We start from the raw sequence: 21,713 nt of genomic DNA, 5'->3' as shown, positions 1-21,713 counted from the left end.
TCCGTCGCTCCCGTCAGTGGAGGTCGCGCTCGCGGTGTCCCGTCGGCTCGAACTGAAACGTGGAGTGCTCGACATCGAAGTGGTCCGCGAGGCACGTCTGGAGGCGCGAGAGGAGCGCGGCCGAGCGGCCGTCCGCGAGGACCTCGGGTTCGACGACGACGTGCGCCGTGAAGACGGGGGCGCCGCGGGTGAGCTGCCACACGTGGATGTCGTGGGCGTCGACCACCCCGTCGGCGTCGAGGAGGTGCGCCCGGATCGTCGCGACATCGGTGCCCTCGGGGACGCGCTCCCCCAGCACCGCGAACACTTCGCGCAGGAGCGAAATCGCACGCGGCACGATCATGACCGCGATCACGAGGGATGCCACGGCGTCAGCCGGCATCCATCCCGTCGTCCAGATGACGATCGCGGCGACGATGACCACGGCCGAGCCGATGAGGTCTCCGAGGACTTCGAGGTAGGCGCCGCGCACGTTGATCGAGGTCCGCTGCGCGGCCGAGAGCAGCCACATCGAGATCGCATTGGCGACGAGGCCGACGATCGCCACGACGAGCATGAGCCCGCCCGACACCTCGACATCCGCCGGGTGCAGAAGCCGTCCCACGGCCTCGACTGCGATCCAGACGCACAGGACGATCAGCAGGACGGCGTTGATGAGAGCCCCGAACACCTCGGCGCGCTGGTAGCCGTACGTGTTGCGCGCGTCAGCGGGTCGCGCCGCGACCAGACTCGCGATGAGCGCGATGACGAGCGCCGAGGCATCCGCGAACATGTGCGCCGCGTCGGCGAGGAGCGCCAGGGAGCCGGTGAGGACCGCCCCGACGATCTGGACGATCATGACGAGCGTCGTCAGCGTCAGCGAGATCGCGAGCAGGCGGTGATTGGCCTGCCCGCGAACCCCGGAGACCCCGGCGCCGCCGTGCGCATGATCGTGCATGCATCGAGGCTATGCCCCTCCGCCGCCTCGAGGGGAGGCCCCCGCCCAGTCGGGAATGAGTGTGATTCTCAGCTTCGACGGCCGCGACGCGTCAGAGGGCGCCGAGGAGCGGGGCGAGGGCGCGGAACGCCCGCGCCCGGTGCGAATCCGCGTTCTTCTCATCCGCGGTCAACTCCCCCGCCGTCCGCTCCGCCCCCGGCGACTGGCCGTCGGGGATGAAGATCGGGTCGTAGCCGAAGCCGCCCCCGCCGGCCGCGGCGCCGGCCAAGCGCCCGGGCCAGAGTCCCTCGACGACATGCTCCGCGCCGCCGGGGATCACGAGGGCGATCGTCGAGGTGAAGTGGGCGGTGCGATGCGGATCGGCGATGTCGGAGAGCTGGTCGAGCAGGAGCTCCAGGTTCGCGGCGGCATCCTTGCGGTGCCCGGCCCAGTACGCCGAGAACACCCCCGGGGCGCCGCCGAGGACGTCGACGCAGATGCCGGAGTCGTCGGCGAGGGCGGGAAGACCCGTGTGCGCCGCCGCGGCGCGGGCCTTGATCAGGGCGTTCGCCGCGAAGGTGGTGCCGTCCTCGACGGGCTCCGGACCGTCGTACCCGACGACCTCCAGGTCCGGTCGGACGGTGGCGACGATCTGACCGAACTCCTCCACCTTGTGCGGATTGTGGGTCGCGAGGACCACTCTCCGGCGATCGGACGACGGGTCTGAGGAGTTCTGGTTCGTCATGTCGGGAGATCGGTGCTCAGGCGCAGTCCGGACGCCGGGGATCAGGAATCCAGAGCGGCGAGCTGGGCCGTGCGGAGGTCAGCGCAGCCGGCGACGCCGAGCTCCAGCAGCGCATCGAGCTCGCGCTTGTCGAACGGTGCCCCCTCCGCCGTGCCCTGCACCTCGACGAAGAGGCCGCGGCCGGTGACCACGACGTTCATGTCCGTCTCGGCGCGGACATCCTCGACGTAGGCGAGATCGAGCATCGGCTCCCCGTCGATGATCCCGACCGAGATCGCGGCGACCGAGTCGACCAGCACGGACGCGTTCTTCTTCACCAGCCCCTTGGCGCGGCCCCACTCGATGGCGTCCGCGAGGGCGACGTAGGCGCCCGTGATCGCAGCGGTGCGCGTGCCGCCGTCGGCCTGCAGCACGTCGCAGTCGATGACGATCGTGTTCTCGCCGAGAGCCTTCGTGTCCACGACGGCGCGCAGGGCCCGCCCGATCAGGCGTGAGATCTCGTGCGTGCGGCCGCCGACCTTCCCCTTGATCGATTCGCGGTCGTTGCGACTGTTCGTCGCGCGCGGCAGCATCGCGTACTCCGCGGTCACCCATCCCTTGCCCTTGCCGGTGAGCCACCGCGGCACACCGCCCGTGAAGGACGCGGTGCAGAGCACCTTCGTGCCCCCGAAGGAGATCAGCGCGGAGCCTTCCGCGTGGGCGCTCCAGCCCCGCTCGATGGTCACGGGACGGAGCTGACTGGTGGAGCGCCCGTCGGCGCGGGTGATGTCGGTCACAGGATTCCCCTCGGAAGGTCGATGGCGCCGGTCTGCACGAGGCGGACGGCGGAGACGCCGCGCCCCATCAGCCGATCGGCGAGTCGGATGAAGTCATCGGCGGAGTCGCCGGTCGCCTCGTAGACGTGGGATGCCACGGCGCCCGGCCCCGCGAGCAGGTCGCGCGAGACGAGCTGCCGGTAGACGTCCTTGGCGGTCTCGGTGTCACTGGAGACCAGCGAGACACCCTCCCCCATGACGTAGCTGATCGCGCCCTCGAGGAACGGGTAATGGGTGCAGCCGAGGACGAGGGTGTCCACCCCCGCGTGGCGCAGCGGCGCGAGATACTGCTCCGCGACTTCCAGCACCTCGGGCGAATCGGTGACGCCGGCCTCGACGAACTCCACGAACCGCGGACACGCCTGCGCCACCACGGTCAGGTCCGCGTTGACCCCGAGCATGTCCTGGTAGACGCCCGAGCCGATCGTCCCGTCGGTGCCGATGACGCCGACGCGGCGGTTGCGGGTCGTGGAGATCGCGGTGCGGACGGCGGGCCCGATGACCTCAACGACCGGGACGTCGTAACGCTCGCGCGCGTCGCGCAGCATCGCGGCGGATGCCGTGTTGCAGGCGATCACGAGCATCTTCACGCCCTGATCGACGAGCGTGTCGAGGACCTCAAGGCCGTAGCGGCGGACGTCCGCGATCGGCTTGGGACCGTACGGCGAATGCGCCGTGTCGCCGATGTAGAGCACCGATTCTCGAGGCAGGAGCTGCGAGACCGCACGCGCCACCGTGAGCCCGCCGACTCCGGAGTCGAAGATCCCGATCGGCGCGTCGTCCACGATCGACCAGCCTACCCGGCCGTCGATAGAGTGACCGCATGACCCTTCGACAGGCTCAGGGACCGGGACAGGCTCAGGGACCGTCCACCGCACTCCTGACCGACCGCTACGAGCTGACGATGATCGATGCCGCTCTGCGCGACGGGACGGCGGACCGGCCGTGCGTCTTCGAGCTGTTCGGCCGGCGTCTCCCCGGGGCGCGCCGCTTCGGCGTCGTCGCAGGAACGGGACGCCTCCTGGAGGCGCTCCGCGACTTCCGCTTCGGCGACGACGAGCTGCGCTACCTCCGCGACAACGGCGTCGTCAGCGCCCAGACGCTCTCCTTCCTCGAGGGATACCGTTTCGCCGGCACGATCCGCGGCTACCGCGAAGGCGAGCTGTACTTCCCCGGATCGCCGATCCTCACGGTCGAGGGGTCCTTCGCCGAGGCGGTCATCCTCGAGACGATCGCGCTGTCGATCCTCAACCACGACTCGGCCATCGCCAACGCGGCCGCGCGTATGAGCATCGCCGCGGGCGACCGCCCGCTCTCCGAGATGGGGTCGCGCCGGGCGGCCGAGCACTCGGCGGTCGCGGCGGCCCGTGCGGCCTACATCGCGGGGTTCGGCGCGACGAGCAACCTCGAGGCGGGACGCACCTGGGGCATCCCCACGATGGGCACCGCCGCGCACGCGTGGACCCTTCTGCACGATACGGAGGAGGAGGCGTTCCGGAGCCAGGTCGAGGCGCTCGGCGCCCAGACCACCCTGCTCATCGACACGTACGACATCCGCACCGGCGTCGAGACCGCGGTGCGCGTCGCGGGCACGTCGCTCGGCGGGGTCCGGATCGACTCCGGCGACCTCCCGACGGTCGCGGCCGAGGTCCGCGCGCAGCTCGACCGGCTCGGCGCGACCGGCACACGGATCACCGTCACGAGCGACCTCGACGAGTTCGCGATCGCCGCGCTCGCGGCATCTCCCGTCGACGCCTACGGGGTCGGCACGTCCGTCGTCACCGGTTCGGGCGCTCCCACCGCCGGCATGGTCTACAAGCTCGTGGCGCGTCAGGATGCCGCGGGAGGCTGGGTCGCGGTCGCGAAGGCGTCGACGGACAAGGCGTCCACGGGCGGGCGCAAGGCCGCCTTCCGCACCCTCGAGCACGGGACCGCCACGAGCGAGCTGATCGCCGTCTCCGACGGCTTCGAGAGCATCGACACCCCCGCCGAGCACCCGGACGCACGTCCCCTGCAGGTGACGCTCGTCGATCACGGCGAGGCGGACCCCGCCTTCGCGGGACCGGCCGGAGTCGCCCAGGCCCGCGCGCACCACGCCCGCGTGCGCGAGGAGCTGCCCATCACGGCGCTGGCGCTGAGCCGGTCGGACCCCGCACTGCCGACCGTCTACGTCGACGCCGCGCGGTGAGGCACTGAGCGCTCAGCTGATCAGCGACTCGTAGATCTCCTTGCACGTGGGGCAGACGGGGAACTTCTCCGGGTCGCGACCCGGCGTCCACTTCTTGCCGCACAGCGCGCGCACCGGCTTGCCGGTGATGGCCGACTCGACGATCTTGTCCTTCTTCACGTAGTGCGAGAAGCGCTCATGATCACCGGGCTCGATGTTCTCCTCGCGCAGGAGCTCTTCGAGTTCGCGGTCGAGTGTCAGCGTGCCGCCCTGATCGGGGCCTTCCACCGGAGTGCTCATGACATCCGAGTCTAGGGCGTGGCCTGGAGGTCGGGGCGGGGAGGCGGGCCCGTCAGGTGGACTCGACGAACTCCATCAGACGCCCCCCACGACGGGAGAAGACGGCGCCGCCCGTGAGGATGCCGGCGAGGAGTACGAGAAGTCCGATGCCGACGCCCGTCCACAGCGTCGCCCACGCCAGCGCGGCGTCCGAGGTCAACGTGAGCCACCCGAGCCACAGCGCCGGGGCGCTGAACACGATCGCACCGAGCAGGACGACCCCCTGAGACAGTCCGCCGCCGGAACGCTGCGGCTGCTGGAAGGGGCTGTCCCCCGGCCGCGAGACCGCGTACGGCGCGACCACCGACGACACCGAGGACAAGCCCAGCCCGCACAGGAAGAGGCTCGCGCACACGCCGACCATCGCGGGGAGGACCACCCACCGACCGTGGAGGGAGACCAGGAGCGGGATCGACACCGCGAGGGCGGCGAGGGCCACGAGAGCGACCGGCACGAGCCGCCCCGCCCGGTCGGAGGCCCCCCGCACGGCCGAGGCCACATGCATCCACAATGCCGTCGAATCGTAGGCGAGGTCGTTGTGCGCCAGCCATCCGAAGAAGAGGGCCATGAGCGGGGCGGGCACGAGCGCGACGTACTCGATGGGCACGCCGACCAGCAGGAGCGGCGCGATCGCGAGCGTCGCGCCGACCGGGACGACGACGAGGTTGACGATGTACCGCGGGTCCCGCAGCCAGTAGAGGAGGCTGCGTGCGGCGATCCCCCCGCCGGGTGTGCTGGGAGTGAGCGCGAACCAGCCGAGGCCCGCGCGTTCCCGCCCTGCTCCCGGGCGCTCCGTCGTCGTCAGCAGGAGTCGGACGAGAGCCACCCACGCCGCGCCCAGCAGAAGAACGGTGAGGACGGCGACGACGATCTGCGCCGTGGACGACCCCGCCACGGCGCCTCCGGGGATCGCCCACGCGGCCCCGAGCGGTGTGAGGGAGAGGACGCGCACGGCTTCGGCGAGAGCCGACGGCACCGCACCGTCCCATTCGAGCGAGACAAAGAAGATCGCGACGGGCACCGCCACGACGACGATCATCACGAGGAACAGTCCGCTGAGCTCCCGCGAGCGGCGTTCGCGCAGAAGGAGGCCGCCGATCGCGAGCCCGATCTTCGCCAGGAGCATGCAGGTGAGAACAGCCAGCACCGCCGCGAGGACGACGATCGGCAGCGGTGCGCCCTGCGCCCGCCACAGCCCGCCGATCGCGACCGCGACCGCGATGACCCCGAGGACGGGAACGCTCAGCACGCCGGCGAGGAAGGTCGCCCCGGCGACACGCATCGGCGAGGTCCCGAAGACGGCGAACCGGCGCGGATCGAGCTGATCGTCGAACCCGCCCACGAGCGCGCCCAGGAAGAAGCCGAGCGCGAGGGCCGAGCCGACCACCACCGTGACCGCCTGCGCGGTCGCGGCATCCGCGTGATGCAATCGGGCCGCGCCGAAGAAGATGGCGACGAGCGCCGCGACCAGGAGTCCGAGCCCCGCGACGCGGGTGAGGACGTGTCGCGCATCGCCGCGGAACGCGCCGATGAGCAGGTCGATCCTCAGTCGGAGAACGTGTGCAACCACTCCAGCCCCTCCACGTCGGTGGGTCCGCCGGCGAGTTCGAGGAAGCGCTGCTCGAGTGTGAGGTCGCCCCGCACCTCGGCGACCGAGCCCTCGGCGAGCACCTGGCCCGCGACGATCACGGCGACGCCGTCGCAGACGCGCTCGATGAGGTCCATCCCGTGGCTGGAGAGGATCACGGTGCCCCCGTGCGCGACGTAGGCGGAGAGGATGTCGAGGATGACGGCGGACGACACGGGATCGACCGATTCGAAGGGCTCGTCGAGCACGAGCAGGCGCGGCGAATGGATCATGGCGCCCGCGAGCATGAGCTTCTTCGTCATGCCCGTCGAGTAGTCCGAGACCTTCCGGCTCAGCGCGTCGGACAGGTCGAAGGCACGGGCGAGGTCGGCGGTGCGCGACTCGACGACGGATGACGCGAGCCCGCGCAGCACGCCGTAGTAGTGCAGCAGCTGACGGCCGGTGAGCCGGTCGAAGGTGCGCAGGCGATCGGGGAGGATGCCCATCTGGCGCTTCGCACGCGCGGGGTCCGCGGAAAGGTCGACACCGGCGACCTCGACGCTGCCCGCGTCCGCGCGCAGCAGGCCCGCGACGATCGACAGGGTCGTGGTCTTTCCGGCCCCGTTCGGGCCGACGATTCCGTAGAACGTGCCTGCCGGGATCGTCAGATCGACGTCGTCGACGGCGCGCGTCTGCCCGAACGTCTTCGTGATCCCGCGCAGGCGCAGCGCGGGGACAGCCGTGTCGACGTCGATGTCCAGACCGATGTCCGCACGCGCCGACAGCGCGGAATCCGGGTCCTCCTCGGCAGCCACAGCGAGCTCGGGCTCGGGCTCAGCCGCGGGTGCGGGCTCGGGCTCCACCACAGGCTCAGGCTCAGGCTCAGGCTCAGGCTCAGGCTCAGGCTCAGGCTCAGGCTCAGGCTCAGGCTCAGGCTCAGGCTCAGGCTCCACCAATAGCTCGGGCTCCACCACAAGCTCGGGCTCAGGTTCGACCGGCTCCGAATCGGCGAAGGTCTCGACCTCGGGTTCGGCCACCGCCGCAGCCTGGATCTCGGGTTCGGGCTCGACGACGGGCTTCGGCCTCGCCTTCGGCGCGCGCTTCGGTCTCGGCTTCGTCGCGGGCGCCTGCCCGGCGGCTTCCCGCTCCCCTGCCTCGGCGGCGGGACCGGGGGCGACGTCAACCTCGATCTTCGGCTCGGGCGCAGCCTCCGTCGCGGTCTCGGAACCGGGGTTCGCGAGGCGCGCCGCGGCCTCTGCCGCGGAGACGGTCGGGGGTGGCGGCGGCGTGACGGGGGGCGTCGCGACGGGGCGCGTGCGCGCCACCGCGCCCGGCCGTGTGCGCGGCTTCCGCACGGGTCTCGGGGCGGCGATCGGTGTCGCGGCTGCGGCATCCGCAGCGCTCAGGGCGGGGAGCGGGGGCGCCGGGAACGCGTGCTCGCCGGCGTCGTTCTCGGGGAGCGGCAGGGAGGCGTTCACTCGACCAACCTAGCAAGCGAGAACCGGCTGTGCGGGGCGTGTTCCACCCCGTGACGGCGCTAGCGCAAACATCACGAAAAGGCAACGGACCGGCCACTTCCTGCGCTCTCCCAGGCGCCTTCGATACCATGGCGGGCGGCACGAAGGAGTGTCCCCACGTCGAACAGACAGTGAACAGAACCTTCAGGAGCACCTACTTTGACTCTTCAGACCGTCATCCTCGCCGCCGGCATGGGATCCCGCCTCGGCCGGAGCCTCCCGAAGCCGCTGACCGAACTGAGTGACGGTCGCAGCATCATGCAGCAGCAGCACGACAACATCCGCGCCGCCTTCGGCAGCGACGCACGGATCACGACCGTGGTCGGCTATCGCGCGGAGACCGTCATCGACGCGTTCCCCGACGTCGACTACGTCCACAACGATCGCTACGACCAGACCAACACGTCCAAGAGCCTCCTGCGCGCCCTCAAGGCGACCGGCAAGGGCGGCGTGCTGTGGATGAACGGCGACGTCGTCTTCGACCCGCGCGTCCTCGGACGGGCGATCGAGCTGGTCGAGGACGACCGGTCGTTCGTCGCGGTCAACACCGCCCGCGTCAGCGACGAAGAGGTCAAGTACACCGTGACGGCGGAGGGCTACATCAAGGAGCTCTCCAAGACCGTCGCCGCGGGCATCGGCGAGGCCGTCGGCATCAACTACATCTCGAGCCGCGACAAGCGGGCGCTCATCGCGCAGCTCGGCCGGGTCGCCGACCAGGACTACTTCGAGCGCGGCCTCGAGCTCGCGATCGCGGAGAACGGCCTCCTCCTGGAGCCGCTGGACATCTCCGACCTCTACGCCGTCGAGGTCGACTTCGCCGAAGACCTCGAGCGGGCGAACCAGTTCGTCTGACGCGCCGCCGCGCCCTCCCGCCGCCGGGGCGCTTACGATCGTGGGTGACATGGCAAAGGTCCACCGCATCCATTCCATGCCCGACGACGCCCCCTGGGACGGCGGGCTGCCCCCGCAGGGCTCCCCGGAGCATCCGCACGTGATCCGAGCCCTCGACGGCGTCCTGCGCATCCAGCGCCCCGCCGTCGTGGCGCACCTGCGCAGCATCCGCCTGCGGCATCCCGACGCCACGACGCCGGAGATCGTCCGCATGCTCGAGCGGCGCTACCTCACGGCCGTGACCACCGGTGGCGCGGCCGTCGGCGCGACCGCGGTCGTCCCGGGGATCGGCACCGGGGTGACCCTCGCGCTGTCGGGCGTCGAGACGATCGGGTTCCTGGATGCCACCGCACTGTTCGCGCAGTCCCTGGCCGAGCTCCACGGCATCCCCGTGGAGAACCCCGACCGCGCTCGCGCCCTCGTTCTGACCCTCATGCTCGGCAAGGAGGGCGTCGACCTCGTCGGGCAGCTCGGTCAGCAGCTCGCCGGCACCGGTGCCGCACGCTCGACGTATTGGGGCGAGCTCATCACGAAATCGCTCCCCCGCGCCGCCGTCGGGCCGCTCGTCGATCGGCTGAAGTCGGCGTTCATCCGACAGTTCGCGACGCGCGGGAGCGCATCCGTGCTCGGCAAGGCGCTCCCGTTCGGCATCGGTGCGGCCGTCGGCGGCACCGGCAACCACCTTCTCGGGCGACGGGTCGTGGTCGGCTCGCGACGCGCCTTCGGCGTCCCCCCGACGATCTACCCGCCGGAGCTCGAACCGCGCCCGGGCGCGTCACGATTGGAGTCGTCGGCGTTCGGCGTCGTCCGCCGCACGGGCGCGTCCATCGGGGCGGGCACCAAGCGCATCGCCGGGGCCGTGGTGCGCTCCCCGCGAGGGCGCGCAGAATAAGCGCATGGGAATCTTCCAGAGCCGCCCCGAAGAGCCGACCGAATGGGCCGGTCTCCCCGCCGAGCCGTGGGAGGCGCGCGTCCCCGGAGAGGTCCTTCCACCTCCCCTGGGCGACCTCGCCACCGTCTCGTCGATCGACATCGCCTTCGGCGTGCCCGCCGCGACGATCGCCGAGGTCGCGGTCGACGCGGACGGCGACGGCGACGGCGACTGACCGCGCGGGAGACGGCGCGGGTCGGGCGTCCGCGGGCTGAGGATGCCGAGGCGATACCCTCGACGCATGGCAACGGCCCTCCCCCTGCTGCGAACGTGGCTCCCCCGGCAGCGCTGGTACTCCGCGGCCGGCGAGCCGCCGGCGCTGCGCATCCTGGGTGAGATCCCGGCGGGTGCGGACGACGCCGGCGCGGAGGTGCGGATCTACGCGGTCGCCGATGATGCCGCACCGCGCGAGATCGTCTACCAGGTGCCGGTCGTCCTGCGCTCCGCGCCGGCGCCGACGGGGACGAGCGTCATCGGCAGCCTCCCGGACGGTCGCGTCGTCACCGACGGGCCCACCGACCCCGCCTACACCACGCTCCTCGCTCGCGCGATCGGCCTCCCCGCCGGGGATGCCGAGGTCCTGCGCGGCGAGCAGTCCAACACGTCGGTCATCTATCGTCCGGAGGGCGAACCCCCGGTGATCTGCAAGGTGTACCGGCGCTTGGAGGCGGGATCCAACCCCGACATCGAGCTGCAGAGCGCCTTGGCCGCAGCGGGATCGCCGCACGTCCCCGCCGCCCTCGGCACGTGGGAGAGCGCATGGACGGTGCCCGACGGCACGGCGAGCGGCCCGCTGGCGTTCGCCCAGGAGTTCCTTCCCGGCGTCGAGGATGCCTGGCGCGTCGCCCTGCGCTCCGCCGCGGCCGGCGCCGACTTCCGTCGTGACGCGGAAGAGCTCGGCCGTGCCACCGCCGAGGTCCACCTCGACCTCGCGCGGCTGTTCCCCGTCTCCGAGCCGGGCCCCGCCGCACGCTCCACCCTCGAGAGCGCGTGGCGCCGCCGGCTCACGATCGCCCTCGACGAGGTCCCCGCCCTCGCCGCGCATCGGGAGCGCATCACGCGACGCTATGACGCTGCGGCATCCGCCCGGTGGCCCGCTCTGCAGCGCATCCACGGGGACTATCACCTGGGTCAGGTGCTCCAGGTCGCCGGCCGCGGCTGGGTGCTCCTCGATTTCGAAGGTGAGCCCATGCGCCCCATGGAGGAGCGTCGCGCGCCGGATCTCGCGCTCCGGGACATCGCCGGGATGCTCCGCTCGTTCGACTACGTGTCGGGCTCACTCGTGCTCGGCGCGCCGGCGGACGTCCAGGGCAACCCGACGGCGTGGGCGTCGAGCGCCCGCGCCGCGTTCCTCGCGGGCTATGCCGGAGTGACGGGCGACGAGCCCGCCGGCGCGCTCCTGGACGCGCTCGAGCTCGACAAGGCCGTGTACGAGGCGATCTACGAAGCCCGCTACCGCCCTGACTGGCTCGGGATCCCGCTCGCCGCGATCGAGCGCCTGGCCGGCGTCTGAGTCCGCTCAGGCGTCCGCAGACCCCTCGTCCCACGCTTCCCATCGGGCCATGAGCGACGCGATCGCCGCCTCGAAGCGCGCGGTCGCGGCCCCCGGAGCGGTGTCGCCGAAGTAGTGGCGCACCCACCGCTCGAGCGCGTCCGCGGCACCCGGATCCGCGAGCACGCGGGACGCCTCGTCGAGAAAGCGTCCGGATGCCTCGGCGCTCAGCCATTCGGCATCCGCCAGGTACCCGTGCGTGTCCACGAGCGCTTCAGGATCGACGGGCCGGGTCACCATCAGCGGCCGGTCCGCCGCGAGCCGGTCGTAGACCATCGCGGAGATGTCGACGACGGCGAGGTCCGCGGCGGCCAGCTGCCACCCGAGCGCAGGGCCGTCGTCGAACACGTGCTGGGCACGCGGATCGGCGACGTTCGCCGCCGTGATCGCGGCGATGATGCGCGCGTTCGCCGCGCCGTACTCCGGGTCGACGACGCCCGAGCGCGGATGCGGACGATAGACGAGCCGGTGCCCCGGGGAGGCCAGCACCGCTGCGGCGAGCGCCTCGCCGTGAGTCCGGATCGACCCGTAGTGCGCCGACGGCCGGTCGCCCTCCCAGGTGGGGGCGTAGAGCACGACGGTGCGCTCGTCCGGCGTGTAGGGCAGCGATCCCGAGTAGTAGTCGGCCTGAGGGCGGCCGATCATGATGGTGCGCGCGTCGAGATCGTAGTCCCAGAGCACGCGGCGCAGGCGTTCGCGCGCGGCGTCCCCGGCGATCAGCGCGACGTCGTAGGCCTTGAACTGGTTCGTGGTCATGTACATCTTGTCGGACTCGCCGTGGTTGATGAACACGTGCCAGCGGCGTCCGTACCGGAACATCTGGAAGTTGCGGGTGTTCTGGTTGACGTACAGCACGACGCGGATGTCCTGCGCATCGACCGCCTCCTCCAGGTCGCGCACCGTCGGGACGAACGCGACCGGCAGCGCCCCGTCGGCCAGCAGCGCCCGCGCGCCCGTCGCGCTGCGGGCGAGGACCACGACGGGCCACGTGCGGGCGAGGTGGGCGAGGGGCTCGTACCACTGCCGGATCTGGTACATGTTGACCTCGCCGTCGGCGAAGTACACGGCGATGCGGAAGCGGCGAGGCGGCAGCGGTCCCTGCCGGGCGATGCCGGCGCGGACCGCGCGCAACGCGACCCGGCCGCGGAGGGCACGACGCGTCAGCGCGAGCGCTTTCCGCCCTTCGGTGATCACTCCCACCCGCCCAGCCTAGTCAGCACCCTCGGTGGGGCCGCACGCGGCCGGGGGTGCCGAGGGGACGAGCCGCGAGGGCCCCGGCGAACGCGCATGACATGATCGACGGATGCACGACGTCGCCCCGAGGCAGCAGGATGCCCCCGTCCCGCCTCCCGGCGCCGGGGTCAGTTTCGTGATGCCGGTCCTCAATGAGGAGCGCTATCTGCGCGCCGCGGTGGACAGCGTCCTCCAGCAGGAGGTCGACGGTGAGGCGGAGCTCATCCTCGCTCTCGGCCCCTCCACCGATGCCACCGACGCCATCGCGCAGCGCCTCTCGGCGGATGACCCCCGGGTGCGGGTCATCCGCAATCCGGCGGCGGACATCCCGGTCGGACTGAACCTCGCGATCGCCGCATCCCGCTTTCCGACGATCGTGCGGGTCGACGCGCACTCCGCCCTCGAACCCGGCTACGTGCGCCAGGCGATGACGACGCTCGCGCGCGAGCGCGCCGCGAATGTCGGCGGCGTGATGCGCGCCGAGGGTCGGACGCCGTTCCAGCGCGCCGTCGCCCGGGCCTACAACTCGCGCGTCGGGCTGGGGGGAGGTGCCTACCACTCGGGCGGCACCGCGGGCCCGGCCGAATCGGCCTACCTCGGCGTTCTCCGCCGATCCGTCCTCGACGAGGTCGGGCTCTTCGATGAAACGATCCGCCGCGGCGAGGACTGGGAGCTCAACCTGCGCATCCGCCGCGCCGGATACCGCGTCTGGTTCGATCCCGCACTCGCCGTCGCATATTGGCCGCGGGAGCGCTGGTCGAGCCTCGTCCGACAGTTCCGCTCCACCGGCACCTGGCGCGGCGAGCTCGTCCGTCGGTACGGGCGACGCAACTCCCTCCGCTTCTTCGCCCCGCCCGCGCTCGTGACGCTCGTCGCCCTCGGCCTCGTGACGGCGGTCCTGCAGCTGACGGGAATCGTGCACGGCGTGGCATCGGTCGTGGCATCCGTCCTCTACCTGCCCCTCGCGGCGTATGCGGCGCTCGTCGTCGTCTACGCGGCGAGCGCGCAGGCCGGACCGGGCGTGCGGGAGCGGGCGTGGGCGCTCCTCGTCCTCCCTTCGATGCACCTCTCGTGGGGCGTCGGATTCCTCATCGGGGTGGCGCGCGGTGCGCGCGAGAACATCGACACGTCACGGCTGAGACGCAACACTCCCCTCCCCTGAGCCGTCTCAGGCGCGGTCGACGAAGCCCTGGTCGAGGATGCGCGCGACGACGCGCTCGGCGGCGTGGCCATCGTCGCGCGCGTTGAACCGCGACTGCCACCGCGCGTACTGCTGCGCGTACTCCGCCGCGATGCTGTCGTCCGCGAGCGTCGCGGTCAGCTCGTCCTGCGTCGTCGACAGCGGCCCCGGTGCGTGAGCCGCGAGGTCGAAGTAGAAGCCGCGGAGGTCCTCCCGGTAGTGCTCGAGATCGGGGGTGAAGAAATGGATCGGCTTGCCCGTCGCGGTGAAGTCGAACATCACGGACGAGTAGTCCGTGACGAGGGTGTCGGCGACGACGAGGAGATCCGACATATCGGGATAGGTGGTCACGTCGAGCACCCGCGCGCCGCGGACGTCCCGCCCGGGAAGAAGCGTGCGGGAGTGTCCCCGCACGAGGACGACGGCGCCGGTGTCGGCGGCGAGTCGCGCGGGGTCGAGGTGGTCGACCATCTCCTCGCGGTCGTCGCGCCAGGTCGGCGCGTAGAGGATGACCCGTTCATCCGCGGCGATGCCGAGGGCCGCGCGGAGCGGCCCCGGCGCGGCGCTCACCACCGCGTCGTTGCGGGGATACCCCTCCACCCAGACGGGACGACGGAGGAAGGCATAGGCCTTCCTCATGACCCGCGCGCCGAACGCGTTCTGCGCGAGCAGGACATCCCACCGCCGGCTCTCCCGGACGACGGCGAGCATGCGTCGCGGGTCGAAGCCGGGGCGGTGCAGCGCGAGGCGCTTGAGGGGGGTGCCGTGCCAGGTCTGCAGAACGACCTGACCACGGCGACGCTCGTAGCGGCGACGCAGCCAGTCGTTGACGACGAGGAGGCGCGCGGCCCCCCGCGCCCGCCACCAGGACGGGCTGCCCTCGACGACGGCGATCGCCCCCTCGGGCACCTCCACCGAGAGGTCCACGATGCTCCAGTATCGGGTGACCCCGGGCGCGACACGGGCGAGCTCCCGATCGATCGCGCGGGGGTTGCAGCTCGCGCCCAGCCCGGAGAAGCTCTCGAAGAACACGGCGTTCTCGAGCCCCTGCGGCCGCGTCGCATAGCGCCGTTCGAGGGCCGCCTGACCCTCCCCCGTCTCGTAGGCCGGATCGATGGGAGGGCGCACCCGCAGAATGCCGGAGTGAAGCCCCGCCCGCAGCGTCGCGGTCATCGTGTCGGGCACCTCCGCGGCGACGGCGAGGCCCTCTCCCCCGGCGGCGATGAGCTCGAGGGCGTAGTCGCCGGTCGGCAGCGGGCGCGGGGCACCGCCCCAGCGTGCGGCTTCGAGCGGGAATCGCACCGTCCACGTCGTGCCGTCGCCGCTCACACGGGCATCGACGCGGGCGCGTCGACCGACGAGGGCGGCGGAATCGGGACGTGGTCCGGATCCGGTGAGCACGAGCTCCGGGACGGCGGTGTCGTCGAGGCGTGCGGCGATCGTCATGAGGCCCTCTCGGGTGGGGATGCGGCCAGGCGGTCGCGGATGACACGGTAGACCCGTTCGGTGCTGTGCCCGTCCCGGAAGGCGTGCACGCGGGCGCTCAGGGCGCGGCCGCGGGCGAGGCGTTCGTCACGGAACCCGGGCTCGGTGAGGAGTGCGCGGAGGGTCGCGACGACACCCGCCCAGTCGGACGCGGCATCGCTCCCGGCGACGTCGTCGTATGTGCCGTAGAAACCGCGGGAGCGGGCGTACTCGGCGAGGTCCGGCGCGAAGAACACGGTCGCCACGGGGACCGATGCCGCATCGAACGCGAGCGAGGAATAGTCCGTCACCAGGACGTCGAGCCCCGGGAGGAGCGGCGTGACGTCGGCGACGAGGTCGCCACCGAGCATCCGCACGCGGCCGCCGCCCCGGGCGGGGCCTCGTGCGGCGGCGAGGTCTGCTTCGGCGAGGCCTCCCGCGGCGAGGTGGTGGGCCCGTACGAGCAGGACGGCATCCGCCTCCTCGAGGACGGCCGCGAGCGCCGTCGCCTCCCCGGCATCCGGGCCGGCGGGGTCCGCAGCGCCGTCGCGCCAGGTCGGGGCGTAGAGGATGAGGCGCGCGGCATCCGTCACCCCCGGGAGGATCTCCCGCAGACGCGCCCCCGCGATCTCACGGCGTTCGTCGGCGGTGCCGCACCAGAGGACGTCCGTTCGCGGCTCCCCCGTCACCGGGACGCACGCACTGCCCAGCCCGAAGGCCGACTCCAGGCGGCCGCGGACGATCTCGGATGCCGCCGGCAGCACCGCGATCCGTGCCTGCGTACGCCGGTACAACAGCCTCAGGAGGTGTGCGGTCGCACGGCGGGCGAAAGGCAGAGGGCTCGCCGTCGTGACCGCGGCGTCCAGACCGATGCGCTTGAGCGGGATGCCGTGCCACAGCTGCACGATCACCCCGCCGGTCGCCGCATACCGGTTGACGTCTCCGAACCCGTGGGTGACCACGATCACCGCGGCGCGCGCCGTGAGCCGGAAACCCCGCCACGACGCCTTCGGCGCCCAGGGGATGCCGCGCCGCTGCGCGATCGCCGCTTCCTCCGCGCTCGCCGTGAGCCACACGGCCCGCTCCCCCTGCGCCACCGCGTACTCCCAGAGAGCCCAGGCCCCGTCGGCCGGGCCGGCGGCGGACCCGAAGACCCACAGGTCGCCGGTCCGCGGCGTCACCGCCGTGATGATGCGGCCGAGGGCGTACAGCGGGATGCGCAGAAGCTTCCCGGCGTTGCCGGCGCCGAACGAGAAGGACGCCACCCCGCGAGCCTATCGCGGGGTGGCGTCCGGAGCCTGCGGCCGACTGTCAGGCGGAGAACGCGGATGTCACTGCGTGAGCGTTCCGAGCGTCACTTCGCCCGAGGCGGTCTTCCCGTCGCGGATGTAGACGATGCTGGCGCTGCTGCCGCCCGCAAGAGCCCGCACCTGCGCGGTGAGGTCGGTGGCGTCGGTGATCGGGAAGCCGTTGAAGCTCGTCACGACGTCACCCTTCTTGAGCCCTGCGGCGGCGGCCGCGCCGCCACCGGTGACGTCGCTGATGTACGCGCCGGCATTCGTGGCGCCCTCCTGCGCGGCGGCGTTGCCCACCATCGCCCCGAGGAGACCATGGGTCGCGGCACCGTCCGAGATGAGCTCGTCGGTGATCCGCTTCACGACCGAGGACGGAATGGAGAAGCCCACCCCGATCGATCCGGACTGACCGGAGGAGCTCGACCCGCCGGCCGAGGCGATCGCGACATTGATGCCGACGAGCTCGCCCTTCGAGTTCACGAGCGCACCGCCGGAGTTGCCCGGGTTGATCGCGGCATCCGTCTGCACGACGGCGATCGAGATCGAGCCGCTCGCCGACTGCTGCTGACCCTGGCCGAAGTCGAACTGGAACGGGGAGTCGCCCTGACCGGGGGTCTGCTCCTGCTGGTCGCCGCCGTCGGGCACCGCCGACGAGGCGATCTGGATCGACCGGTTCAGCGCGGAGACGATGCCCGTCGTCACCGTGTTCGAGAGCCCGAGGGGCGCTCCCACGGCGACGGTCTGGTCGCCGACGTTGAGCTTGCCCGAGTCGCCGAACTCGATCGGGGTGAGCCCCGACGCATCCTTCAGCTTGATGACGGCCAGATCGTACGTCGGGTCGGTGCCGACGACGGTCGCCTGGTAGACCTTGCCGTCCGAGGTCGTCACGGTGAGCGCGGCATCGGAGGTCTCGCCGTCGAGCGTGACCACGTGCGTGTTCGTGACGACGTAGCCGTCCGCCGTGAGGATGACTCCGGAGCCGGTGCCCCCGGACGACCCGGCGCTCGCGGAGATCGTCACCACCGAGGGGACCACCTTCGCGGCGATCGCGGTGGTCTGGTTCACCGAGCCGGTGTCGTTGACCGTGACGTTCTGCGGGCTGGAGGTGACGACGCTCTGCGACGAGGGGAAGATCGAGGCTCCCGCAGCGGCGCCGCCGATGCCTGCCGCGCCGCCGACGAGGGCGGCGGCGACCATGATCCCGACGATCTTGCCCGCGCCGACCTTGGCGGACGGAGCGGAGGGAGCGGATGCCGTCGGAGCCTCGCCCGGAGCGGTGGGCACGGTGCCGTATGGGGCGGTGCCGTAGCCGTAGGGCTGTGTGCCGTAGGCCGCCGTCTGGTGCTCGGGCATCCGCGCCTGGGGCGCCGTGTAGGGCTGCTGCGCACCGTAGGGGGCGCCGTACGGGGCGCCCTGCGGCGCGCCGTGCGGAGCGGACTGCGGTCCGCCGTGCGCAGCGGGCTGCTGGCCGAAGGCGTTCGCCGTCGGCGCCGGCGCAGACGTCGGCACCGCGGGCGCGGCCTGCGCGGCATCGGCCGCGGCCTGCGGAGGCAGCGGCGGATGCGTCGCGTCCGCGGCACGGACCTCGGAGGCGCTCTGCGCTTCGGAGGCGCTCTGGGCCGCGGCCGCGCTTTGGGGCTGCGGGTCGTTCGGCGTGGGGGTGTTTTCGCTCATCAGTGGTTCCTTACTTCCCAAGACACCTTCAGCATGACGCCCGATGCTGTGGATTGCTTATGCCACCGCCCCCATGAGCCTATGCATCCCGTTCCCCTCGCGGCAGGTGGGGGCATGTAACGTGTGCACCGTGCGAGAGATACCAGGCGCCTGGCGCCGCACCGCAGCAGGCGCCGGACTCCTCGGCCCGGCGGGAGAGCCCGCCCCCACGATCTTCGCCGAGATGACCGCCCTCGCGACGCGGACCGGTGCGATCAACCTCGGCCAGGGGTTCCCCGACGAGGACGGGCCCGACGAGGTGCGGGATGCCGCGATCGCGGCCATCCGGGGCGGCGCCAACCAGTACGCCCCCGGCCGCGGCGTTCCCGTGCTCCTGCAGGCGATCGCCGCCCATCAGGAACGCTTCTACGGGCTCGAGCTCGACCCGGACCGCGACATCCTCGTCACCGCCGGTGCGACCGAGGCGCTGGCCGCGACGATCCTCGCCCTCACCGCCTCCCCGGACGATGAGATCGTCGTCTTCGAGCCGCTCTACGACGCGTACGCCGCTCTGGCCGCTCTCTCCGGAGCGCGCCTTCGCACCGTGCCGCTGCGCTTCCCCGACTTCCAGCCGGATCTCGACGAGCTCGCCCGAGCCGTCACCGACCAGACCCGCCTCATCCTCGTCAACGACCCGCACAACCCGACCGGCGCGGTCTTCACCGCCGAGGTCCGCGCCGAGATCGTCCGGCTCGCCGAGCGTCACGGCGCGATCATCGTGACCGACGAGGTGTACGAGCATCTCGTCTTCGACGCGCCGCACGTGCCGATCTCGACGCTCCCCGGTGCCGCTGCGCGGACCCTCACCATCTCGTCGGCGGGCAAGACCTTCTCGACCACGGGCTGGAAGATCGGCTGGGTCTCCGGCCCGGCCGCGCTCGTGGATGCCGTGCTCGCGGTGAAGCAGTTCCTCACCTACGTCAACGGCACCCCGTTCCAAAGCGCCGTCGCCGTCGGTCTCGCTCTCCCCGACGCCTTCTTCGCGGGGATCGCGGACACGCTCGCCGCCAAGCGCGATCTGCTCGGCGAGGGGCTGCGCGCCGCCGGATTCTCGGTGTCCACGCCCGCGGGTTCGTACTTCACGATCACCGACGCCGGCCCGTTCCTCGCCGCCGGTCAGGATGCCGCGGAGTTCTGCCGCGTGCTGCCCGAGCGGGCCGGGGTCGTGGGCATCCCCGTCACGGCATTCGCCTCGCCGGAGCACCGGTCCGAGTACGCCGGTCTCGTGCGATTCGCCGCCTGCAAGCGCGTGGACGTGATCGCCGAGGCTTCCGCTCGGCTGCGCGGGCTCGCCTGACGCCGCGGGCTCAGCCCCCGGCGACGACGCGGAAACGTCGGAGCGCCAGGGCCGGGTTGACCCGGCGCACCCGATCGACGGTGGCGGTGTCGACGAACCCGACGGCGACGTCGGTCGTCGTGCCGACCCCGGCGATCTCCACGCCCTGCGGGTCGACGACGACGGAGGCCCCCACCCCGAGGGGCGGCGGATGGTCAGCGCCGGCGACGTACAGCGTGTTCTCGATCGCGCGCGCGTGCAGGAGCGTGCGCCAGTGGTGCTCCTTGAGCGGCCCGCGCACCCACTCCGCCGCCGTCAGGACGACGTGCGCGCCCGTGTCGGCGAGCACCCGCGCGACCTCGGGGAAGCGCAGGTCGTAGCAGGTCATGAGCGCGAAGCGGATGCCGCGGTGCACGAACGTCTCGGGGTCGCCGATCACGCCCGGCTCCACCCAGTCCGACTCGTGCTGGCCGAACGCGTCGTACAGGTGCAGCTTGCGGGAGACCGCGAGGATGCCGTCGGCGCCGACCGCGACGACGGCATTGCGCACGCGGGAGCCGGCGGCCCCCTCGACCAGACCCGCCACCACGACGATGCCGAGGTCGGCCGCGAGGTGGCGCAGCGCGCGCGTGAACGGCCCGTCCAGCGGCTGCGCGTGCGCGGCCAGCGACTCATCGAACGGGTCGACGAAGTAGCTCGCGTATTCGGGGAAGAGGACGACGTCCGCGCCGCGGGCGGCGGCGCGACCGGCGAGCTCCGCGATGACCTCGAGGTTCCGGTCCGTGTCGGTCGTGGGCGCGAACTGCCCGACGGCGACGCCGACGGCATCCGAGGCGTCCGCAGTGTTCTCGGCATCGGTCATCGGGAGACTCCGTTCCTGCGCAGGACGATCGGGATCACGACCCAGAGGATGAGGACAGCCGACGCGGCGGCGATCGCCGCGCTCCACGCCCCGGCTTCGCCGACGACGACCTCGAAGACGAAGGCAACCACGCCGATCAGCAGAAGCGACACCGTCACCAGCGCCGTCACGAGTGCCGCATGGCCGAAGGCGACGACGACCGTCTTCTCGCGCCGCGCGAAGAGCATGCGATGCAGGGCCACGGGCGAGAGGGCGACGATCGCGCTGAGGACGGCGATGACGACGAGGAAGAGGTACAGCATCCGCGCGCCGGTGCCGAGCTCCGCGAATGCGGGCTGGAAGGCGACGGCGAGGAGGAAGCCGGTCAGGATCTGGGTGCCGGTCTGCAGGACGCGCAGCTCTTGCAGCAGCTCGCTCCAGTTGCGGTCCGCGCGCTCGTTCGCCGTCTCATCGCGCCCGTCGACCCGGTCGTCCTGATCGTCGGAGGCGTCGAAGGTCACCGGTTCATCCTCCCCCGCACCGCCGGATCGGTGCAACGTGCGCGCGGCCCCCGAAACCCGTGCTAGGCTTGTGACTCGTGCCGCGGGGTGGAGCAGCTCGGTAGCTCGCTGGGCTCATAACCCAGAGGTCGCAGGTTCAAATCCTGTCCCCGCAACAAAAAACAGAACGCCCGGTCTCCTCGGAGGCCGGGCGTTCTGCCGTCCCGGGGCCTTCCGAACGCGGTCCGCTGGGCGACTCAGTCGGTGAGCGACGTGCCCACCTGGTCCATGAACCGGATGACCGCGCGCAGCTCGTCGTCATCGAAATCCTCCATCGCTGCGCGCATCGTGCGCATCCGGTGGCCGAAGTGCGTGGAGAACTCCTGCCGCGCGAGGTCGGTGAGCACCACGATCCGCCCGCGACCGTCGTGCGGGTGCGGGCGTCGCTCCACATGGCCACGCTCCGACAGACGGTCGAGGAGTTTCGTCGTGGACGCCGTAGAGATCGACAGCTGCGCGGCGATCTCATGCGGCGACACCCACTCCCCCCGGCGCTCGCGCACGACGAGCATCCGCAGGGCCGCGACATCCGTCGCATTCATGTCCATGTCGTCCCGCACGCCGCCGTGCATCCGGTCCATGGATTCGCCGAAGGCGCGCACGGATTCCATCGCGGCGAGCACGAGCTCATCCCGCGGCGACTGCGGCCTCCACGCTCCGTCCACCGTATGGACACCTCCCTCTCCCCCCGGTAGTATCGCTGAAAATCGC

The 21,713-nt window shown here is 71.8% G+C and carries 21 protein-coding genes and 1 tRNA gene; 8 read left to right on the top strand and 14 right to left on the bottom strand.

The features are described from left to right. Window positions 1-13 precede the first annotated feature (13 nt). From J0P97_RS04765 to murI, 4 genes are all read right to left on the bottom strand, one after another. Complete coding sequence (locus J0P97_RS04765) at window positions 14-937, bottom strand: cation diffusion facilitator family transporter (protein ID WP_215486622.1); 924 nt, start codon at window positions 935-937, stop codon at window positions 14-16. Between the two features lie 91 nt (window positions 938-1,028). After that, entirely contained in the window at window positions 1,029-1,661 is a 633-nt protein-coding gene (gene rdgB, locus J0P97_RS04760; RefSeq protein ID WP_215486621.1) for an RdgB/HAM1 family non-canonical purine NTP pyrophosphatase, read from the bottom strand. A 41-nt stretch (window positions 1,662-1,702) separates the two neighbouring features. Further along, window positions 1,703-2,437 carry a ribonuclease PH gene (rph, locus tag J0P97_RS04755; RefSeq protein WP_215486620.1) on the bottom strand — a complete coding sequence of 245 codons (735 nt, stop codon included), beginning with the start codon at window positions 2,435-2,437 and terminating at the stop codon, window positions 1,703-1,705. After that, window positions 2,434-3,261: a glutamate racemase gene (gene murI, locus J0P97_RS04750; RefSeq protein WP_215486619.1), complete on the bottom strand. Its 828-nt coding sequence runs from the start codon at window positions 3,259-3,261 to the stop codon at window positions 2,434-2,436. The genes rph and murI overlap by 4 nt, the downstream gene beginning before the upstream one ends. Before the next feature lie 38 nt (window positions 3,262-3,299). Here murI and J0P97_RS04745 point away from each other — a divergent pair, with 38 nt between their 5' ends. Further along, window positions 3,300-4,664, top strand: a complete 1,365-nt coding sequence (locus J0P97_RS04745; protein ID WP_215486618.1) for a nicotinate phosphoribosyltransferase — start codon at window positions 3,300-3,302, stop codon at window positions 4,662-4,664. A gap of 12 nt (window positions 4,665-4,676) precedes the next feature. Here the strand turns inward: J0P97_RS04745 and J0P97_RS04740 are convergent, their stop codons facing one another. From J0P97_RS04740 to J0P97_RS04730, 3 genes are read right to left on the bottom strand one after another with little or no spacing between them, the layout of a single operon-like run. After that, window positions 4,677-4,943 carry a DUF3039 domain-containing protein gene (locus J0P97_RS04740; RefSeq protein WP_215486617.1) on the bottom strand — a complete coding sequence of 89 codons (267 nt, stop codon included), beginning with the start codon at window positions 4,941-4,943 and terminating at the stop codon, window positions 4,677-4,679. A 52-nt stretch (window positions 4,944-4,995) separates the two neighbouring features. Further along, window positions 4,996-6,552 (bottom strand): hypothetical protein, encoded by a 1,557-nt coding sequence (locus tag J0P97_RS04735; RefSeq protein ID WP_215486616.1) that lies wholly within the window; start codon window positions 6,550-6,552, stop codon window positions 4,996-4,998. Next, window positions 6,528-8,027, bottom strand: coding sequence for an ATP-binding cassette domain-containing protein (locus J0P97_RS04730; protein ID WP_308163427.1), 1,500 nt, complete (start codon window positions 8,025-8,027; stop codon window positions 6,528-6,530). Before J0P97_RS04730 ends, J0P97_RS04735 begins: the two co-directional genes overlap by 25 nt. Before the next feature lie 198 nt (window positions 8,028-8,225). On the opposite strand from J0P97_RS04730, the gene J0P97_RS04725 reads away from it, so the two are divergent. The 4 genes from J0P97_RS04725 (at window position 8,226) to J0P97_RS04710 (ending at window position 11,401) form a co-directional block, all read left to right on the top strand. After that, window positions 8,226-8,918, top strand: coding sequence for a phosphocholine cytidylyltransferase family protein (locus tag J0P97_RS04725; RefSeq protein WP_215486615.1), 693 nt, complete (start codon window positions 8,226-8,228; stop codon window positions 8,916-8,918). 49 nt (window positions 8,919-8,967) lie between these two features. Further along, window positions 8,968-9,849 carry a hypothetical protein gene (locus J0P97_RS04720; RefSeq protein WP_215486614.1) on the top strand — a complete coding sequence of 294 codons (882 nt, stop codon included), beginning with the start codon at window positions 8,968-8,970 and terminating at the stop codon, window positions 9,847-9,849. 4 nt (window positions 9,850-9,853) lie between these two features. After that, complete coding sequence (locus tag J0P97_RS04715; protein WP_215486613.1) at window positions 9,854-10,063, top strand: hypothetical protein; 210 nt, start codon at window positions 9,854-9,856, stop codon at window positions 10,061-10,063. 66 nt (window positions 10,064-10,129) lie between these two features. Continuing rightward, window positions 10,130-11,401 (top strand): maltokinase N-terminal cap-like domain-containing protein, encoded by a 1,272-nt coding sequence (locus tag J0P97_RS04710; protein WP_215486612.1) that lies wholly within the window; start codon window positions 10,130-10,132, stop codon window positions 11,399-11,401. Between the two features lie 6 nt (window positions 11,402-11,407). Here J0P97_RS04710 and J0P97_RS04705 read toward each other — a convergent pair whose 3' ends face one another. Continuing rightward, window positions 11,408-12,640: a CDP-glycerol glycerophosphotransferase family protein gene (locus J0P97_RS04705; protein WP_215486611.1), complete on the bottom strand. Its 1,233-nt coding sequence runs from the start codon at window positions 12,638-12,640 to the stop codon at window positions 11,408-11,410. A 103-nt stretch (window positions 12,641-12,743) separates the two neighbouring features. Between J0P97_RS04705 and J0P97_RS04700 the strand changes: the two genes are divergently transcribed. Further along, window positions 12,744-13,835, top strand: a complete 1,092-nt coding sequence (locus J0P97_RS04700; protein WP_215486610.1) for a glycosyltransferase family 2 protein — start codon at window positions 12,744-12,746, stop codon at window positions 13,833-13,835. Window positions 13,836-13,841: 6 nt separating this feature from the next. Here the strand turns inward: J0P97_RS04700 and J0P97_RS04695 are convergent, their stop codons facing one another. The 3 genes from J0P97_RS04695 to J0P97_RS04685 form a co-directional block, all read right to left on the bottom strand. Beyond that, window positions 13,842-15,299, bottom strand: a complete 1,458-nt coding sequence (locus tag J0P97_RS04695) for a CDP-glycerol glycerophosphotransferase family protein (RefSeq protein WP_215486609.1) — start codon at window positions 15,297-15,299, stop codon at window positions 13,842-13,844. Further along, window positions 15,296-16,582, bottom strand: coding sequence for a CDP-glycerol glycerophosphotransferase family protein (locus J0P97_RS04690; RefSeq protein ID WP_215486608.1), 1,287 nt, complete (start codon window positions 16,580-16,582; stop codon window positions 15,296-15,298). The genes J0P97_RS04695 and J0P97_RS04690 overlap by 4 nt, the downstream gene beginning before the upstream one ends. Window positions 16,583-16,648: 66 nt before the next feature. Further along, window positions 16,649-18,286 carry a S1C family serine protease gene (locus J0P97_RS04685; RefSeq protein WP_215486607.1) on the bottom strand — a complete coding sequence of 546 codons (1,638 nt, stop codon included), beginning with the start codon at window positions 18,284-18,286 and terminating at the stop codon, window positions 16,649-16,651. 130 nt (window positions 18,287-18,416) lie between these two features. Between J0P97_RS04685 and J0P97_RS04680 the strand changes: the two genes are divergently transcribed. Beyond that, the gene (locus J0P97_RS04680) at window positions 18,417-19,622 is read left to right on the top strand and encodes an aminotransferase class I/II-fold pyridoxal phosphate-dependent enzyme (protein WP_215486606.1); all 1,206 of its coding nucleotides are present in this window, start codon (window positions 18,417-18,419) and stop codon (window positions 19,620-19,622) included. Between the two features lie 10 nt (window positions 19,623-19,632). On the opposite strand, the gene J0P97_RS04675 is transcribed toward J0P97_RS04680, so the two are convergent. Continuing rightward, on the bottom strand, window positions 19,633-20,463 hold the full coding sequence (locus J0P97_RS04675) for a carbon-nitrogen hydrolase family protein (RefSeq protein ID WP_215486605.1): 831 nt from the start codon (window positions 20,461-20,463) through the stop codon (window positions 19,633-19,635). Continuing rightward, window positions 20,460-20,963, bottom strand: coding sequence for a DUF6328 family protein (locus tag J0P97_RS04670; RefSeq protein ID WP_215486604.1), 504 nt, complete (start codon window positions 20,961-20,963; stop codon window positions 20,460-20,462). The genes J0P97_RS04675 and J0P97_RS04670 overlap by 4 nt, the downstream gene beginning before the upstream one ends. A gap of 81 nt (window positions 20,964-21,044) precedes the next feature. Between J0P97_RS04670 and J0P97_RS04665 the strand changes: the two genes are divergently transcribed. Beyond that, window positions 21,045-21,118 (top strand) — tRNA-Met (locus J0P97_RS04665). Between the two features lie 81 nt (window positions 21,119-21,199). Here the strand turns inward: J0P97_RS04665 and J0P97_RS04660 are convergent. Further along, a complete protein-coding gene (locus J0P97_RS04660; protein ID WP_282837079.1) occupies window positions 21,200-21,667 on the bottom strand; it encodes a MarR family winged helix-turn-helix transcriptional regulator in 468 nt (155 codons plus the stop codon). Between the last annotated feature and the right edge of the window lie 46 nt (window positions 21,668-21,713).

Source organism: Microbacterium flavum, assembly GCF_018717645.1.
Taxonomy (GTDB): domain Bacteria; phylum Actinomycetota; class Actinomycetes; order Actinomycetales; family Microbacteriaceae; genus Microbacterium; species Microbacterium flavum.
The sequence above is the reverse complement of the archived record's forward strand: the minus strand, read 5'-3'. Positions and strand labels throughout refer to the sequence as shown.

Excerpts from the sequence above, each read along its gene's own strand:
- J0P97_RS04740 (WP_215486617.1), bottom strand. The coding sequence starts at position 4,943 with ATGAGCACTCCGGTGGAAGGCCCCGATCAGGGCGGCACGCTGACACTC.
- rdgB (WP_215486621.1), bottom strand. The coding sequence starts at position 1,661 with ATGACGAACCAGAACTCCTCAGACCCGTCGTCCGATCGCCGGAGAGTG.
- J0P97_RS04675 (WP_215486605.1), bottom strand. The coding sequence starts at position 20,463 with ATGACCGATGCCGAGAACACTGCGGACGCCTCGGATGCCGTCGGCGTC.
- J0P97_RS04745 (WP_215486618.1), top strand. The coding sequence starts at position 3,300 with ATGACCCTTCGACAGGCTCAGGGACCGGGACAGGCTCAGGGACCGTCC.
- J0P97_RS04715 (WP_215486613.1), top strand. The coding sequence starts at position 9,854 with ATGGGAATCTTCCAGAGCCGCCCCGAAGAGCCGACCGAATGGGCCGGT.
- J0P97_RS04700 (WP_215486610.1), top strand. The coding sequence starts at position 12,744 with ATGCACGACGTCGCCCCGAGGCAGCAGGATGCCCCCGTCCCGCCTCCC.
- J0P97_RS04685 (WP_215486607.1), bottom strand. The coding sequence starts at position 18,286 with ATGAGCGAAAACACCCCCACGCCGAACGACCCGCAGCCCCAAAGCGCG.
- J0P97_RS04695 (WP_215486609.1), bottom strand. The coding sequence starts at position 15,299 with ATGACGATCGCCGCACGCCTCGACGACACCGCCGTCCCGGAGCTCGTG.
- J0P97_RS04765 (WP_215486622.1), bottom strand. The coding sequence starts at position 937 with ATGCACGATCATGCGCACGGCGGCGCCGGGGTCTCCGGGGTTCGCGGG.
- J0P97_RS04710 (WP_215486612.1), top strand. The coding sequence starts at position 10,130 with ATGGCAACGGCCCTCCCCCTGCTGCGAACGTGGCTCCCCCGGCAGCGC.
- J0P97_RS04720 (WP_215486614.1), top strand. The coding sequence starts at position 8,968 with ATGGCAAAGGTCCACCGCATCCATTCCATGCCCGACGACGCCCCCTGG.